13 protein-coding genes are annotated in these 14635 nt (G+C 66.8%); 2 read left to right on the top strand and 11 right to left on the bottom strand.

From position 1 onward, the window contains the following. The first annotated feature begins 190 nt into the window (after positions 1-190). The gene (locus tag L1787_RS08245) at positions 191-1216 is read left to right on the top strand and encodes a calcium:cation antiporter (RefSeq protein ID WP_235708708.1); all 1026 of its coding nucleotides are present in this window, start codon (positions 191-193) and stop codon (positions 1214-1216) included. 10 nt (positions 1217-1226) lie between these two features. Here the strand turns inward: L1787_RS08245 and L1787_RS08240 are convergent, their stop codons facing one another. The 5 genes from L1787_RS08240 to L1787_RS08220 form a co-directional block, all read right to left on the bottom strand. Further along, positions 1227-2108: a DMT family transporter gene (locus L1787_RS08240; protein WP_235708220.1), complete on the bottom strand. Its 882-nt coding sequence runs from the start codon at positions 2106-2108 to the stop codon at positions 1227-1229. Positions 2109-2188: 80 nt separating this feature from the next. Next, complete coding sequence (gene nhaA, locus L1787_RS08235; RefSeq protein ID WP_235708219.1) at positions 2189-4063, bottom strand: Na+/H+ antiporter NhaA; 1875 nt, start codon at positions 4061-4063, stop codon at positions 2189-2191. Positions 4064-4174: 111 nt separating this feature from the next. Then, positions 4175-5683 carry a tripartite tricarboxylate transporter permease gene (locus L1787_RS08230; protein ID WP_235708218.1) on the bottom strand — a complete coding sequence of 503 codons (1509 nt, stop codon included), beginning with the start codon at positions 5681-5683 and terminating at the stop codon, positions 4175-4177. A gap of 9 nt (positions 5684-5692) precedes the next feature. Continuing rightward, positions 5693-6166 (bottom strand): tripartite tricarboxylate transporter TctB family protein, encoded by a 474-nt coding sequence (locus L1787_RS08225; RefSeq protein WP_235708217.1) that lies wholly within the window; start codon positions 6164-6166, stop codon positions 5693-5695. Positions 6167-6185: 19 nt separating this feature from the next. After that, complete coding sequence (locus tag L1787_RS08220; protein ID WP_235708216.1) at positions 6186-7154, bottom strand: Bug family tripartite tricarboxylate transporter substrate binding protein; 969 nt, start codon at positions 7152-7154, stop codon at positions 6186-6188. Between the two features lie 158 nt (positions 7155-7312). Here L1787_RS08220 and L1787_RS08215 point away from each other — a divergent pair, with 158 nt between their 5' ends. Continuing rightward, positions 7313-7939 carry a helix-turn-helix domain-containing protein gene (locus tag L1787_RS08215; protein ID WP_235708215.1) on the top strand — a complete coding sequence of 209 codons (627 nt, stop codon included), beginning with the start codon at positions 7313-7315 and terminating at the stop codon, positions 7937-7939. 12 nt (positions 7940-7951) lie between these two features. On the opposite strand, the gene L1787_RS08210 is transcribed toward L1787_RS08215, so the two are convergent. From L1787_RS08210 to L1787_RS08185, 6 genes are read right to left on the bottom strand one after another with little or no spacing between them, the layout of a single operon-like run. Next, positions 7952-9094, bottom strand: coding sequence for a dipeptidase (locus L1787_RS08210; RefSeq protein WP_235708213.1), 1143 nt, complete (start codon positions 9092-9094; stop codon positions 7952-7954). A 49-nt stretch (positions 9095-9143) separates the two neighbouring features. Then, entirely contained in the window at positions 9144-10871 is a 1728-nt protein-coding gene (locus L1787_RS08205; protein WP_235708212.1) for a CocE/NonD family hydrolase, read from the bottom strand. Then, entirely contained in the window at positions 10868-11854 is a 987-nt protein-coding gene (locus tag L1787_RS08200; protein WP_235708211.1) for an ABC transporter ATP-binding protein, read from the bottom strand. The genes L1787_RS08205 and L1787_RS08200 overlap by 4 nt, the downstream gene beginning before the upstream one ends. Further along, positions 11847-12857, bottom strand: a complete 1011-nt coding sequence (locus L1787_RS08195) for an ABC transporter ATP-binding protein (RefSeq protein WP_235708209.1) — start codon at positions 12855-12857, stop codon at positions 11847-11849. Before L1787_RS08195 ends, L1787_RS08200 begins: the two co-directional genes overlap by 8 nt. Beyond that, entirely contained in the window at positions 12854-13696 is an 843-nt protein-coding gene (locus L1787_RS08190; RefSeq protein WP_235708206.1) for an ABC transporter permease, read from the bottom strand. The genes L1787_RS08195 and L1787_RS08190 overlap by 4 nt, the downstream gene beginning before the upstream one ends. Then, on the bottom strand, positions 13693-14634 hold the full coding sequence (locus L1787_RS08185; protein ID WP_235708205.1) for an ABC transporter permease: 942 nt from the start codon (positions 14632-14634) through the stop codon (positions 13693-13695). Before L1787_RS08185 ends, L1787_RS08190 begins: the two co-directional genes overlap by 4 nt. Between the last annotated feature and the right edge of the window lies 1 nt (position 14635).

Below are 14635 nucleotides of genomic sequence, written 5' to 3'. Positions count from 1 at the left end.
TGATTACATCGACCGTCTCATGCAAGTGTGTTAGCCGACAGGCAAGCGTGTGGCGGTCCTGTCATCAACGCGCATGCGCTCCTCCAGTCGCGTCGGGGCGCTTTTTCTTGGGGGAGGAAGGCCGATTTCAGCGTACGTACCCGGCAAATTGCCGATTTCGACTTGGGTCTTTCCGCTTCTCGCGATCCTCATGGTCGGGGCGAAATTCCTCCATATCGTCGACCCGGCCCACGCTCTCGTCGCAATCGCCGCTGCGGTGTTGCTGTTGGGCGCCGTCTTTTCGGCCGTCTATCATGCCGAAGTGGTGGCGCTGCGGGTCGGGGAGCCGTTCGGCTCCATCGTGCTCGCGGCATCGGTCACGGTGATCGAGGTGGCGCTGATCATCTCGATCATGCTGTCGGCACCGGGAGGCGGCGAGGAAATCGCGCGCGACACGGTGTTCGCGGCGGTGATGATCGTCCTCAACGGCATCGTCGGCATCTGCCTGCTCGTCGGCGGGCTGCGCTATCACGAGCAGAATTTCCATATCGGCGGGGCGAGCGGCGCACTCGTCGTGATCGGTACGCTCGCGACGCTGGCGCTCATCCTGCCGAATTATACCGAGGCGGTGCCGGGGCCGGTCTATTCCCACGCTCAGCTCATCGTCGTCGGCGGTGCGTCGCTGGTGCTTTATGCGCTGTTTCTGTTCGTGCAGACGGTTCGGCACCGGGAATATTTCCTCGATCCGGACCAGCCGCACGGCGAACACGCGGTCCCGTCGTGGAACGCGTTCTTCGTGAGCGCGGGCCTGCTTCTCGTCTCGCTCGTTTCCGTCGTCCTCCTCGCGAAGACGCTGTCGCCGGCCGTCGAGCACGGGGTAAGCGCGGCGGGCCTGCCCGAAGCGTTCGTCGGCGTGATCATCGCCGCGGTGGTGCTCATGCCGGAGGGGCTTTCGGCCTTCCGCGCCGCGAAGGCGGACAAGTTGCAGGGGTCGCTCAATCTCGCGCTCGGGTCGGCCCTCGCGAGCATCGGCCTCACGATCCCAGCGGTCGGCCTCGTGTCGATCCTTCTCGACATCGACCTCGTGCTCGGTCTCGAAGGGGAGCACGAGGTTCTCCTCGCGCTGACGCTGTTCGCGAGCATCGTCACCCTCGGCACCGGTCGGACGACCGTCCTGCAAGGCGGCGTTCACCTGACGATCTTCCTCGCCTTCCTGTTGATCGCGGCGGTTCCCTAAAGGCGGCGGGTCAGGCGCTCGCGCGCGCCCGCCTGCCGCTCTGGTGAAGGGCGAAGAGGTTGGACGCGGCGAGCACGGCGATGACGATCGTGCCGCCGAGGATCGTCGCCTCGCCGGGATATTCTTCGAGCACCGCCCAGACGAGGAGCGGTGAGAGGATCGCCTCGAGGAGAAGCAGAAGCGAGACCTCTGCGGAGGGAATATAGCGCGGCCCGAGCGCCATCAGGCTCGCGCCGAGAGGCACGAAGATGCCGCCGAGGATCAACGCATAGGTCCAATCCATGCCGGAAAGGGCGCCCGGCGTGAGGAAGGGCAGCGTCGTGATGGCGGTGATCACGTAGGCGAGGCCCGCCGCGGGCACCATCGAGATCGACCGAGCGGCCCGCGCGACGGTGAAGGCGCTCGCCATCGCGGCGGCGGCGCCGATCGCGAGGATGTCGCCGAGAAGCGCCGGCCCACCGACGGAGAGAGAGCCCTGCGCGATGACCGCGGCTCCCACCATCGTCAGCGCGATGGTCGCCGCAACGCGGCGCGTGAGGCGCTCGCCGAGAAACAGCCAGCTCACGAGCGCGGCGAAGACCGGGGCGAGCGAGACGAGAAAGACCGCATTGGCGACCGATGTCTTCTGCACGGCGAGGACGAAGAGCGTCGTCCCGAGGCTCGTGAGGGCGGCATAGGCGAGGCCCTTGCGCCCGAGCCCGCGCATGATCGCCGGCGTGCGCCCGCGATAGACGATAGCGACCCCGCCGAGAATGACCACCGCCGCGATCAGCCCGCGCCAGAACACGACGGTCGCGTGCGGTGCATCGATCAGCCGGATGAACAGCGAATCCGGCACGATCGCGAGGACACCGAGCATGGTGATCAGGATGCCTTTGGTGTGCTCGCTCATCGTTTCCTCCCGTCGATGCCGGTTTGCATAGTTATTCTGACGAGAGGTTGTGAAGCGGACTTCGCCCCGTTCCGCAAGACTTAGGCGTCGGCCGGGACATCACCCCGCGACCGTTCGGCCTCCGGCGTCGTCGATCCGGTTCGGCTCCCGCCGACGCGGGACAGGATGACCATGCCGAGCACCGCCGAGGCGAGCGAGCCGAGGAGGATCGCGAGCTTCACCGCCGCGAGCTGGCCGTCCGCGAAGGCGGCGGTCGCGATGAAAATCGACATCGTGAAGCCGACGCCGGCGAGGCAACCCGCTCCGACCATGTGCGGCCAGGTGACGTCCGGCGAGAGACGGGCCCATCCGAATTTCACCGCGATCAGGCACGCGAGGACGATCCCGACCGGCTTGCCGAGGAAGAGGCCGAGCATCACGCCGAGGCTTTCCGGCGCGAGCGGGGAGAAATGCGCGCCGGCCATCACGACGCCGGTGTTGAAGAAGGCGAACAAGGGCAGGATCGTGTAGTTCGTCCAGCTTTCGAGCGCCCGCTGGAGGTGGTGCCCCGGCTCGCGAAGCCGTGCCAACGCGTTTTCGAGCACCCCGATGGCGCGATGGCTGACCTCGCCCCGTTCATCGTTCTGGAGGCGGTTTTCGAGCTCGAAGATCGCCGAGGCCTGCGCCGCGACGCCGGCGATGTTGGCGGTCCGTCGCGACGGGATGAGGGCGGCGGTCAGTACGCCGGCGAGCGTCGCGTGCAGCCCCGAGGCGAAGATCGCCGCCCACAGGATCACGCCAAGAATGAGATAGGGCGCGAGCGCGTAGACCCGTCCGCGATTGAGGAGCGCCATGACGATCAAGATGGCGGCCGAAACGAGGAGGGGAACGACATGGATCGTTCCGCCATAGAAGATCGCGATGACCACGATCGCGCCGAGATCGTCGGCGATCGCGAGGGCGGAGACGAACACCTTCAGCGCATTCGGCACGCGCGATCCGAGAAGCGCCATCAGCCCGAGCGTGAAGGCGATATCGGTCGCCATCGGGATGCCCCAGCCATGCGCCGCGTCGCCGCCGAAATTGAACGCCGTATAGACGAGGGCCGGCGCCACCATGCCGCCGAGCGCTCCGACGATCGGGAGGAGGGCGGTCGACAGGTCGGCGAGCTCGCCGTTGACGATCTCGCGTTTGATCTCGATCCCGACGAGCAGGAAGAAGACGGTCATCAGGCCGTCATTGATCCACACTTCCAGCGGCAGTGAGAATGTCCTGTCCCCGAAGCTGAGGGCGAAGGCCGTTTCGCGCAGCCGCTCATAGGGCTCGGCGAGGCCGATATTGACGGCGACGAGCGCGGCGAGCGTCGCGAGGACGAGGACGAAGCCGGCCGAGGCGGCCCAGCCGAAAAAGCGGTCGCGGGCGGAGCGAATGCGTTCGCCGAAGGGGCGCTCGATCGCCTCCAGAATGGCGAGCTCGTCCCACGCGCCGAGATAGCGCTCGCCGCTGACGAAGAGGGTCGGCGTCACGACGACGCCGGCGGCCTCGCCCGAGCGCCGGTCGATCTCGAGGTGGCGCGTCGTCTCCTCCGACCCGACGTCCCGCCAGAAGCGATCGACGTCGAGGCCGATCGAGGCCGCTATCTCGCCGATCTCCTCGTCGGTCGGCCGGGCGTCCCGCTTGTCGAAGATGGCGGTATGCATCTCCCAGAAAAGGCCCTGCCGGCCGGCGGCGATCGCTGCGCGGGTGATCGTCTCCTCGCAGGCGTTCGGGTCCGCGTTGGACAGCGCCTGGCGGAAGACGAAGACGGTCTGGCTGCCGAACCGATCGGAGATGCGCCGCAGGATCTTGTGGACGCGAAAGCTGTAGGGCGAGGCGTAGTCGCCATACTCGATCAGCTCCACCTTCGCGCCGAGATCGCCGCGATAGAAGTCGTGATCGGGATCGAAGCGGGGCGGGCGGCCGATTTCCATCGCCATCTCTGGGTCGTGTCGGGGGACCGGCGCGGCGTCCGGCATGGACTTTATGTGGTTCGCGGCGCCGGAATGTCCCGTTTTCCGGCGCCGCGACGCTTCCCGCCCGGCCGCTTTTTATGCGCCCGGGCCGGGCTCGGTTCTGGCTTCGGCCGCGCGGAGCCTGCGGGCTCCGACGAGACGGACGACGACGACGACGACCGACATCACGAGGAGCGCCGCGCAGACCGGACGGGTCAGGAACATCTCGACGCTGGCGTCGGGCAGCATCAGCGAGGAGCGCAGATTGCGCTCGACCATCGGCCCGAGGATCAACGCCATCGCCACCGGCAAAAGCGGGAACCCGCCGCGCTGGAGGACGTAGCCGAGAAGGCCGAAGATGATCGAGATCCAGAAATAATAGATATGGCCGTAGCCGATCGAGGCGCCGGTGATGGCGAGGACCGCGACCGTCGGCAGGAGATAGCGCACCGGGATCACCGCCGCCTTCGCGATATAGCGCGCGAGCATCAGCCCGACCGGCAGGAGAAGGAGGTTGGCGAGGATCAAGCTGCCGAAGATCAGAAAGACGATGTCCTGATTTTCGCGGAAGAGGGCGGGGCCGGGGGCGATGCCCTGGATCGCCATCGCGCCGAGAATGAGGAGCGTGTTGGTGTCGCCCGGAATGCCGAAGGAGAGGACGGGCACCATCGCCCCGCCGGTGACGCCGTTGTTCGCCGCCTCGCTCGCCGCGACGCCTTCCGGCGCACCCTTGCCGAACCGCTCCGGGTGGCGCGAGCTCCGCCGGGCCTCGGCATAAGCGAGATAGGACGCCGCGAGCGCCCCGATCCCCGGCAGGATCCCGACAAAGCAGCCGATGAGGCCGGATTTGGTGATCGTCGGCCACAGCCGGGGCAGGAGCCCGATGGCGGAGCGCAGGCCGCTCACCGCCTTCTGCGCGATCGGCTTGCCCGTCGCCTGGTCGACCATACGGAAGGCTTCGGAGACGCAGAACAGGCCGATGATCGCGGGGATTTCCGGGATGCCGATCTGAATCTCGGTGATGCCGAAGGTGAAGCGCGGATGCATCGCCGTCGGGTCGATGCCGATCGTCGCGATCAAAAAGCCGATGCAGACGGCGATGAAGCCCTTCAGCACCGAATCGCCGGAGAGCGAGAAGACGACCGCCGAGGCGAAGATGCCGAGCGCCATATATTCCGGCGAGCCGAAATAGATGACGAGCCGCGAGAGTTGCAGCGACAGGAAGATGAGGACGACGCAGCTGATGATGCCGCCGAGCGTCGAGGAGAGCGTCGCGATGGCGATCGCCTTGCCGCCTTCGCCCTGGCGGGTCATCGGATAGCCGTCGAGCGCCGTCACCACGGAGGTCGGCGAACCTGGAATGTTGAGGAGGATGGCGGTGATCGCCCCGCCATAGAGCCCGCCACAATAGACGCCGAAGAGCAGAATCAACGCGCTTTCGGTCGGCATCGTGAAGGTGATCGGGACGAGAAGACCGATCGCCATCGTCGAGGTGAGGCCAGGGGCCGCGCCCGCGAGGGTGCCGCCGACGACGGCGGCGACCAGGATGAGAAGGTTCAGCGGCTGGAACAGAACCGCGACGGCGTGGAGGAGAAGGTCGGCCATGCCCGCTTTCTAGCCCCCGATCGCGTCGAACAGCGCCCCGTGGGGCACCACCGCTTCGAGGAGATAGACGAAGAAAAGATAGAGCACCGCGGTGAAGATCGGCGCGAAGACGGCGATCTCGACGAGCCGCGCCTTCAGGATCCGCATGAGCAGCGCGATGAACGCGATGGTGCCGATCGGAAATCCGATCGCGAGGATCAGGAACGGATACGCGATCGAGGCGAGAATGATGGCGCCGGTGCGCCGGTCGAGCCGGTTGACCGCCGCCTCGACGAGGCCGTTGCCCGCCTTCGCCTCCCAGAGGCGCCACGCGATCAGGATCAGCGAGCCGCCGCCCGCGCCGGCCGCCATCAGTTGCGGCCACAGCGCGCCGCCCCCGGGGTCGGCGCGCATATGGGGAAAGCCGAGACTGACGACGAAGAAGACGACGCTCATCGCGATGACGAGCACCGCGACGAGGAGTTCGGCGACGTTGAGGCGCATCAGGTCTCGGTCCACCGGTCTATTGCTGGATAAGGCCAATCGCCTTTTCCATGTCCGCCTGCATCTTCTTCATGTGTTCGGTATAGTCCGCGGAGCCCATGCGGAGCACGGTGAGGCCCTGTTGGTCGAGCTTTTCCTGGAAGCTCGGGTCTTCCCAGATCTCCTTCGCGGCGGCCTCGATCTTCGCCTTCGCCGCATCCGGGATGCCAGCGGGCGCGCCGACGCCATAAGGATGCTCCCAGACGACGTCATAACCGAGCTCGCTCACGGTCGGGATGTCGGGAAAGTCTGGATGACGCTCGGAGGCCATATAGGCAAGGTAGCGGAGCTTGCCCTCTTCCACGTAAGGTGCGGTCGCTTTCACCCAGGTTACGGCCGCGTCCGTATTGCCGCCGAGGAGGTTGACGGTCTGCTGCGAAGAGCCTTCGAGCGCGACGGCGCGCGTTTCGATCCCCGCCGCATCCTCGAAGAGGACGAGGGGCTGATGGAACACGCCGCCGATATCGGTCGTGCCGACCGAGATGGAGCCGGGCGCGTCTTTCGCGGCGGCGACGAACGCGTCGAGCGTCTCGTAAGGCGAATCCGCCGACACCACGATCATCGGCGACTGGAAGGCGTAGCCGGCGATGATGTCGAAATCGGCGAGCGCGATCGGGGCGAGACCCATCGGCTCGAATTTCGGCAGATCGCCCTGGATGGTCACGAGGGTGTAGCCGTCGGCCTTCGCGGTCTTGGCCGCCATGTAGCCGATGCCGCCGCCGCCACCGGTGATGTTCTTCACGACGATGTCCTCACCGAGGATCGGCTCCAACCGCTCGATGAAGGTGCGGGAGGCCGAATCCGCCCCGCCGCCGGCGCGCCACATCACGACCCAGTCGACGGCCTTGGTGGGATAGTCGTCCTGCGCAAGGACGGGGGACGGGCTCGACAGTGTGAGGGCGACGGCGGTGGCCGCGAGCCCGGACAGGATGGATCTGCGCAAATTCATGGATCTGTCTTTCTTCAATCGCCACGTGGACAGCACGCGAGAGCGAGCGCTCGACCGGCCAGCGGTGGTCTCTGCAAATTTCGTGCTGGGCAAATCGCGCCCGTGCAGGCAGTGTGCGACGAGGAACGAAAATTTCCAATAAGAAAAATCTGCCTAATTTGGAAACACTATCGAGCATCATGAGACACCAATCTTCTGTCCGAGAGCTGCAAATTCCCGACAGGGCGGCGCGTCTTGGTGCGATGGTTCGCCATCTTCGGCGCAGTTACAATTTGACCTTGCAGCAAGCCGGCGAACGCTCCGGCCTCGCGCCGTCGACCATTTCGAAGATCGAGAACGGCCATATTTCGCCGACCTACGACAATATCCTCCGGCTCGCGGCTGGGCTCGGCATCGACGTTGCCGAGCTGTTCGCGCCCCAGCCGGAAATCGCTCGAACCGGACGGCGCGCCGTGACGCGCAGCGGCGAAGGGGTCCATCACCCGACGCCGCAATACGACTATGAAATGCTCGCGACGGAGTTGTCGAAGAAGCGCTTCACACCGCTGCGGGCGACGATCCATGCCCGCAGCCCGAAAGAGTTCAAGCAGCTCATCGCGCACCGGGGCGAGGAGTTCTTCTATGTCCTGTCCGGCAGCGTTGAGTTGCACACCGAGCATTACGAGCCGACGCTGCTCAATCCCGGCGACAGCGCCTATTTTGACAGCACCATGGGCCACGCCCTCTGCTCGGTGAGCGAAGAGGACGCAGTGGTGCTGTGGATTTCATCCCACATCGATCTCTAAGGCGGGGCGCCCTCAGCCGGCGACCGCCTGAACGTCGTCCATCAGCCGCAGGACATTCTCGCCCATGATCATCGCGACCTCGCGCCGGGAAAAGCCGCGCGCGAGGAGGGCGTCGGTCAAAGCGGGGAGCTTGGTGCAGTCCTCCCAGCCCGGAATATCGAACCGAACCGCGCCATGATCGGTCCCGACGCACACGTGCGCCGGGCTCGTCAGCGCGGCGATGTGGGCGATGTGATCGACGAACACGTCGATCCCCGGCATCGGCAGCGCCTTGGTGACGAGCGAGTTGTACTTGCCGTTCATGTCGCCGCGGAAGGAGCGCATGATCGTCGTGATCGCGGGGGTTCCCTTCTCGACGGGGCCGTCATCGCCGGCTTCGGCGCGGATCTCTTCGGCGAGCACCTCGGTCGCCGCCTGGAACGGGGCGTAGATATATTCGGGGAAGATCGTCGGGCCGACGACGCCGCCTTTGTCGGCGATCGCGCGAATGAGATCGTCGGTGAGATTGCGCGGATGGTCGTGCAGCGCGCGGGCGCAGGAGTGCGAGGCGAAGATCGGCGCGCGGCTCGCCTCGAGCGCACCGATGACGGCCTCGTCCGATGCGTGCGAGACGTCGATGATCATACCGAGCCGGTTCATCTCGGCGATCGCCTTGCGGCCGAGATCGCTGATCCCGCCATGACGGGCGACGTCGGCCGAGGAATCGGCCCAAGTGTTGCTCGTAAAGTGGGCGAGCGCGATCGAGACGACGCCGAGCCGGTGGAGCTCTTCGAGATGAGCGAGATCCTCCTCGATCGCCTGCGCCCCCTCCACGGTGATGACGGCGGCGAGCTTGCCCTCCGCCTTCAGCCGGCGAATGTCCTCGGAGGTGCGGGCGACGGCGATCGTGTCGGCGTTCGTGTCGCAAAAGTCGATGATGGCGCTGAGGAGCTGGTTCTGCCGCTGCCGAGCGGTGCCGCGCTTGATGTTGTTATAGTCGACGCAGGCCGCGAAGAACGTCGCGGTGAGATTGCCCTTCTTCATGGACGGCAGGTCCATATAGCCGCCCGAGTCGGGCGCCGTCAGGTCCTGGCCGAGATCGACCTGGCGCTGGATCGTGTCGACATGGGTGTCGACGATGATGAGGTCGTCGTGAAAGTCCGCGGCATTGGTCATTCGTCAGGGTCCGTCGTCGCTGTGGCGCGAGGGGCGAAGGCCCCGCGCCTCATGAAGGATCAGCCCCGCCCTCGGCCGACAGCGTCACGCGGCGCGAGGCCCCGTTCGGCACGACCGGCAGGATGATGCGGGAGGGGTGCGTGTGGGAATGCTCGATCTTGATATGGGCGCGGCGCATCGCGCTCGTCGTCCCATTATTGTCGCCGGTGTTGAGGTTGCGGGCGTAGAACGGGAAGTTGCTCGCCGACACCTCGATCCGGATCGTGTGACCCGGACGGAAGAGATTGCCGACCGGCTGAAGCTCGACGCGCACCCGGTAGATGCGGCCGGGTTCCAGCGTCTCCGGCGCCTCATATGACGCGTGAAAGCGCCCGCGCGCGATGCCGTAGCTGAGCTGGAAGGCCGTTCCCTCCTCGTCGACATCGAGAAGTTTGACGGTGATGTCGGTGTCCGGCGCATCCGTCGAGAAGTAGATTTCCGCCTCGACCGGGCCGGTGATTTCGACCGGATCGGCGAGCGGTGTCGAGGAGTAGACGAGGACGTCCTGCCGCTCCTCGACGGCGTGGTTGTCCTGCGGCTCGGACGGGATGATTCCTTCGGCGCGCGTCGGGCTCCAATTGGTCGGCACGGGATCGGCGGGGTCGTAGATGAAATGATCCGCCGGCCCGCGGCCCGGTGCGTCCTGGAGCCGGCCGTCGCCATGTCGCGTGTTTGCCGCCCCGCCGCTATCGAGGCAGTAGGTGACGAACATCGTGCCGGGGATCGGCCAGCGCGCGGCATGGCGCCACTCGTTCGCGACCTGGAGAAAATAATAGACGCCGCTCCGCTCGGGCGGGACCTCGCCGGCCATGATATCCGCGAGCCAGGCGGCGCGCAGGCCAAGCATGTCGACATCGCCCTCGGGGCCGAAATCGCGCATCTCGAAGCGCGGCGCGCTGCCGACCGGGGAGTGCAGCCACGGCCCGATCACGAGAAGGTGGTCGTCGCGCGTCGTTCCCGCCATCACGCCGCGATAGGCCGCGACCTGGTTCTTGAGCCGCGCATCGAACCAGCCCGTCGCGTGGAAGGTCGGCAGCGTGATCGACTGGTGCCGGCCCGCCATATGGAGGGGGCGCCAATAGTCGTCGAGGTGATCGTGCGCCAGCCAATCCTGCCAGAAGGCGACGCGGCGCCCCGCCATCAGCGTGTCGAGCTCGCTAAGGGGGAGGTGCCAGAGCGCCTCTTTCCAGGTGAGGGCGGGCGCGGCATCGTCGGTATCGCCGCCGCGGGCGTACATCATTCCGAGCGCCCAGGTCGCGATCGGCTGGAGGGAGAGAACGCCGTCGAGATTGGGCCAATCGACGAAGAGGCTCGTCGGTGCGCCGGACGAGGCCATCGCCACATGGTGCGGGTTGCGCTCCATCGCGATCAGCCACTGGTTCCACCCCGAATAAGAGTGGCCGGTGGTGGCGACGCGCCCGTCGCTCCACGGCTCGGCGGCGATGAAGGAGATCACGTCGCTGCCATCGGCGGCCTCGGCCGCGGGGTGGGCGTACCATTCTCCGCCGGAATCGTACCGCCCCCGCACGTCGACCGCGACATAGGCAAGGCCCGCCGCGTTGAACCGCCGTGCGGGCGTTTCGAGAGCCGGGTCGCCCTTTTCGGTGCCGTAGGGGGTCATGGTGAAGACGGCCGGAAATGGACCGTCTCCCGTCGGCAGGAGGATATCGGCCGACAGGGTCACCCCGTCCCGCATCGTGATCGCGACGCCGTAGCGCTTGCGGACCGCGCCGCTCATGCCGCGACCCCGGCGAAATGGCACGCGGCGCGCGTCGTCTCGGACACTTGGCGCAAGGGCGGCTCCTCCTCGGTGCAGATCGGCGCGGCGAGCGGGCAGCGCGTGCGGAAGCGGCAGCCGCTCGGAATCGCCGACGGGCTCGGCAGATCGCCCGCGAGGCGCACGCGGCGCTTCAGCGCCTGCCGGTCGGGCTTGGGCACCGGCACCGCCTTGAGGAGGGCTTGCGTATAGGGATGCTGCGGCCGGGCGAAGATTTCGCCCGTCGTGCCCTCCTCGACGATCTTGCCGAGATACATCACCGCGACCCGGCGGGCCATGTGAGCGACGACGCCGAGATCGTGCGAGATGAAGAGGAAGGCGAGGTGACGCTCTTCCTGGAGATCCTGCAGGAGGTTGAGGATCTGCGCCTGGATCGACACGTCGAGCGCGGACACCGGCTCGTCGAGCACGATGAGGGCGGGATCGGAGGCGAGCGCCCGCGCGATCCCGAGGCGTTGGCGTTGCCCGCCGGAGAACTCGTGCGGGTAGCGCTCCATCTGGTCGGGCCTGAGGCCGACCTGGCCGAAGAGATCCGCGACCTTCTCGCGCCGTTCCGCCGGCGTGCGGGCGAGGCCGAAATTCTCGAGCGGCTCGGCGACGACATCGAGCGCGCGAAAGCGCGGGCTCAGCGAGCCGAACGGATCCTGGAAGACGAACTGCATCCGCCGCCGCAGCGGACGAATGCGCCCCTCGGAAAGGCGGGTGATGTCGTGCCCCTCGAACACCACGGCGCCCTCGGTCGGGTCTTCGAGCTTGACCGCCATGCGCCCGGTGGTCGTCTTCCCGCACCCCGATTCGCCGACGAGGGCGAGCGTTTCGCCCGCCTCCACCGAAAAGCTCACCCCGTCGACGGCGCGCACGACGGACGGCGAGCGGTCGAGCCAATTCTTGCGGATCGGAAAGTGCTTGGCGGCATTTTCGACCGTGAGGACGGGGTTAGGCATCGGGCCTGAACTCGGGCAGTTCCTCGCTGCGGAAACAGGCGGCGAGGTGGTTGTCGGGATAGGCTTCGAGCGGTGGTCGCGCGGTGCGGCAACGATCGATCGCGAACGGGCAGCGCGGCGCGAAGAGGCAACCGTCGCGGCTATAATCCGGCCCCGGAACGACGCCCGGAATCTCGGTGAGCCGCGCCTTCCGGCCTCCGCCATCGGTGAGGATGCGCGAGGGCATCGCGGTCATCAGGCCGCGCGTATAGGGATGGCGCGGGTTCGCGAACAGCGTCTCGGTCGAGGCGATCTCGACGGTCCGTCCCGCATACATCACCGCGACGCGTTCGGCCGTCTCCGCCACGACGCCCATATCGTGGGTGATGAGGAGGAGGGTGCAGCCGGTGCTCTCCTGAAGGTCGAGCATCAGCGCGAGGATCTCGGCCTGCACGGTGACGTCGAGCGCGGTGGTCGGCTCGTCGGCGATGAGGAGGTCCGGCTCGCAGGCGAGCGCAATGGCGATCATCACGCGCTGGCGCATCCCGCCCGACAGCTCGTGCGGATACTGGGTGACGCGGCGCTTCGGGTCCGGCACGCGCACTTTGTCGAGAAGCTCGACGGCGCGGGCGAGGGCGGCGCGGCGGGAAATGCGGCGATGCTCGATGAGGACCTCGGCGATCTGGTGGCCGACGGTGCGCACCGGGTTGAGCGAGGTCATCGGCTCCTGGAAGATCATCGAGATCCGGTCGCCGCGCAGCGCCCGCATCCGCCGCTCGGGAACCGTGACGAGATCCTCGCCGCCATATTCGATCGAGCCGCCGAAGATCCGCCCCGCCGGCCGCGCAAGAAGGCGCATGATGGAGAGCGAAAGGACGCTCTTGCCCGAGCCGGATTCGCCGACGACCGCCAGCGTCTCCCCCTTCGCAAGGTCGAGCGAGACGTCGTCGACCGCCAGCACGCGGCCGTTTTTCAGCGCGAACCCCGAGGAGAGATTGCGGATCGAAAGGGCGGGCGCGCTCACAGATGCCTCGCGGTGCGGGGGTCGAGGAAGTCCTGCAGACCGTCGCCGAGTTCGTTGAAGGAGAGGACGACGAGCGCAACGAAGATGCCGGGGCAGAGGATCGTCCACGGCGCGAGCATCACGATGTTGCGCCCTTCGGCCATGATGTTGCCCCAGCTCGGTATCTCAGGCGGGATGCCGGCCCCGAGGAAGGAAAGGTACGCCTCGAAGAGGATCGAGATCCCGCAAATATAGGTCGCCTGCACCACGAGGGCGCCGACGGTGTTCGGGATGATGTGCCGCGTCATGATCCGGTGTGTCGGCGTGCCCACGGCGCGTGCCGCCTCGATGAAGAGCTGGCCGCGCAGCGTGAGGACGACACTCCGCACCAGGCGCACGACGAGCGGTACCTCGGCGACGGTGATCGCGAAGATCACCGAGAACACGCCGCCGCCGGCGATCGCCGCGATGGCGATGGCGAGGAGGATCGCCGGGATCGCCTGGAGCCCGTCGACGATGCGCATGATGATGATGTCCGTCCAGCGCACGAACCCGGCGAGGAGGCCGAAAAACAGGCCGATCACCGTCACCATCGTCGCGACCGAGATGCCGATCATCAGCGACAGGCGGCCGCCATAGAGGGTGCGGGCGAAGACGTCGCGGCCGAGCATGTCGGTGCCGAACGGATGCTCGAAGGACGGCGGCAGCATCCGCTGCATCGGATTGAGGCGCAGCGGGTCGGCCGAGACGATCAGCGGCGCGCACAGCGAGACGAGGACGATCGCGCCGAGGACCGTGCCCGCGATCCACAGGGTCGGCCGGCCGGCGACGCGGCTGAGGGTGACGCTGAGAGCGGTCATTGGCGCACCCGTGGGTCGAGGATCGTATAAAGGATGTCGACGACGAGATTGGTCATCACATAGACGAGCGACATCACCAGGATGACGCCCTGGACGACCGGAAAGTCGCTGTGAAGGATCGCGTCGACGCTGAGCCGGCCGATGCCCGGAATGGCGAACACCGTCTCGGCGACGACGACGCCGCCGAGCAGCGTCGCAAAGCGCGTTCCGATGACGGTGACGACGGGGATCGAGGCGTTCGGCAAAGCGTGGCCGAAGATCATCTTGCGCACGCCGAGCCCCTTGGCGCGCGCGGTGCGCATATAGTCCTGGTTCAGCGCCTCGATCGAGGAGGCGCGCGTCACGCGGGCGATGATGGCGCTATATGCGAGCCCGGCCGACAGGGTCGGCAGAATGATGTGATAGAGGAACGGCCCGACCCCCTCGCGGATCGAGACGAAGCCGTAAGCCGGCAGCAGGCCGAGCTTCACCGCGAGGACCGCGACGAGCGCGTAGGCGAAGATGAACAGCGGCGTCGCGGTGCCGATCGCCGCGAAGATCATCGTAAGACGGTCGACCAGCCGGCCCGCGAACCAGGCGCTGAAGAGCCCGAGCGGGACCGAGAACAGCGTCGCGAAGATGACGATACTGATGGCGAGGCTGATCGTCGGCTCGAAGCGCTCGGCGATCACCGTCGTCACCGGCCGGTTTTCGTAGATCGACGTGCCGAGATCGCCGGTCAGGACATTGCCGAGCCAGTGGACGTACTGGAAGAGAAGCGGCTGATCGAGGCCCAGCCGGGTGCGGATCTCCTCGATCGCCTCCTGTGTCGCGTAGTCACCGGCGATCACCGCCGCGGGGTCGGTCGGGCTCAGATAGAGGAGCCCGAACACCACGAAGGAGACCACCCCCATCACCGGAATGATGAGGAGGAGGCGTTTGGCGATGATCGCGAGCATA

This window comes from Acuticoccus kalidii (genome assembly GCF_021556395.1).
In the GTDB taxonomy this organism is placed as follows: domain Bacteria; phylum Pseudomonadota; class Alphaproteobacteria; order Rhizobiales; family Amorphaceae; genus Acuticoccus; species Acuticoccus kalidii.
Note: the sequence above shows the minus strand (reverse complement) of the source record. Positions and strands in the feature narration are given on the sequence as shown.

What these genes read in the sequence shown, in the direction of transcription:
- L1787_RS08205 (WP_235708212.1), bottom strand. Translation starts at nt 10,871, where the DNA reads ATGAGCGGCGCGGTCCGCAAGCGCTACGGCGTCGCGATCACGATGCGG.
- L1787_RS08225 (WP_235708217.1), bottom strand. Translation starts at nt 6,166, where the DNA reads ATGCGCCTCAACGTCGCCGAACTCCTCGTCGCGGTGCTCGTCATCGCG.
- L1787_RS08210 (WP_235708213.1), bottom strand. Translation starts at nt 9,094, where the DNA reads ATGACCAATGCCGCGGACTTTCACGACGACCTCATCATCGTCGACACC.
- nhaA (WP_235708219.1), bottom strand. Translation starts at nt 4,063, where the DNA reads ATGGCGATGGAAATCGGCCGCCCGCCCCGCTTCGATCCCGATCACGAC.
- L1787_RS08220 (WP_235708216.1), bottom strand. Translation starts at nt 7,154, where the DNA reads ATGAATTTGCGCAGATCCATCCTGTCCGGGCTCGCGGCCACCGCCGTC.
- L1787_RS08185 (WP_235708205.1), bottom strand. Translation starts at nt 14,634, where the DNA reads ATGCTCGCGATCATCGCCAAACGCCTCCTCCTCATCATTCCGGTGATG.
- L1787_RS08230 (WP_235708218.1), bottom strand. Translation starts at nt 5,683, where the DNA reads ATGGCCGACCTTCTCCTCCACGCCGTCGCGGTTCTGTTCCAGCCGCTG.
- L1787_RS08190 (WP_235708206.1), bottom strand. Translation starts at nt 13,696, where the DNA reads ATGACCGCTCTCAGCGTCACCCTCAGCCGCGTCGCCGGCCGGCCGACC.
- L1787_RS08200 (WP_235708211.1), bottom strand. Translation starts at nt 11,854, where the DNA reads ATGCCTAACCCCGTCCTCACGGTCGAAAATGCCGCCAAGCACTTTCCG.
- L1787_RS08240 (WP_235708220.1), bottom strand. Translation starts at nt 2,108, where the DNA reads ATGAGCGAGCACACCAAAGGCATCCTGATCACCATGCTCGGTGTCCTC.
- L1787_RS08245 (WP_235708708.1), top strand. Translation starts at nt 191, where the DNA reads ATGGTCGGGGCGAAATTCCTCCATATCGTCGACCCGGCCCACGCTCTC.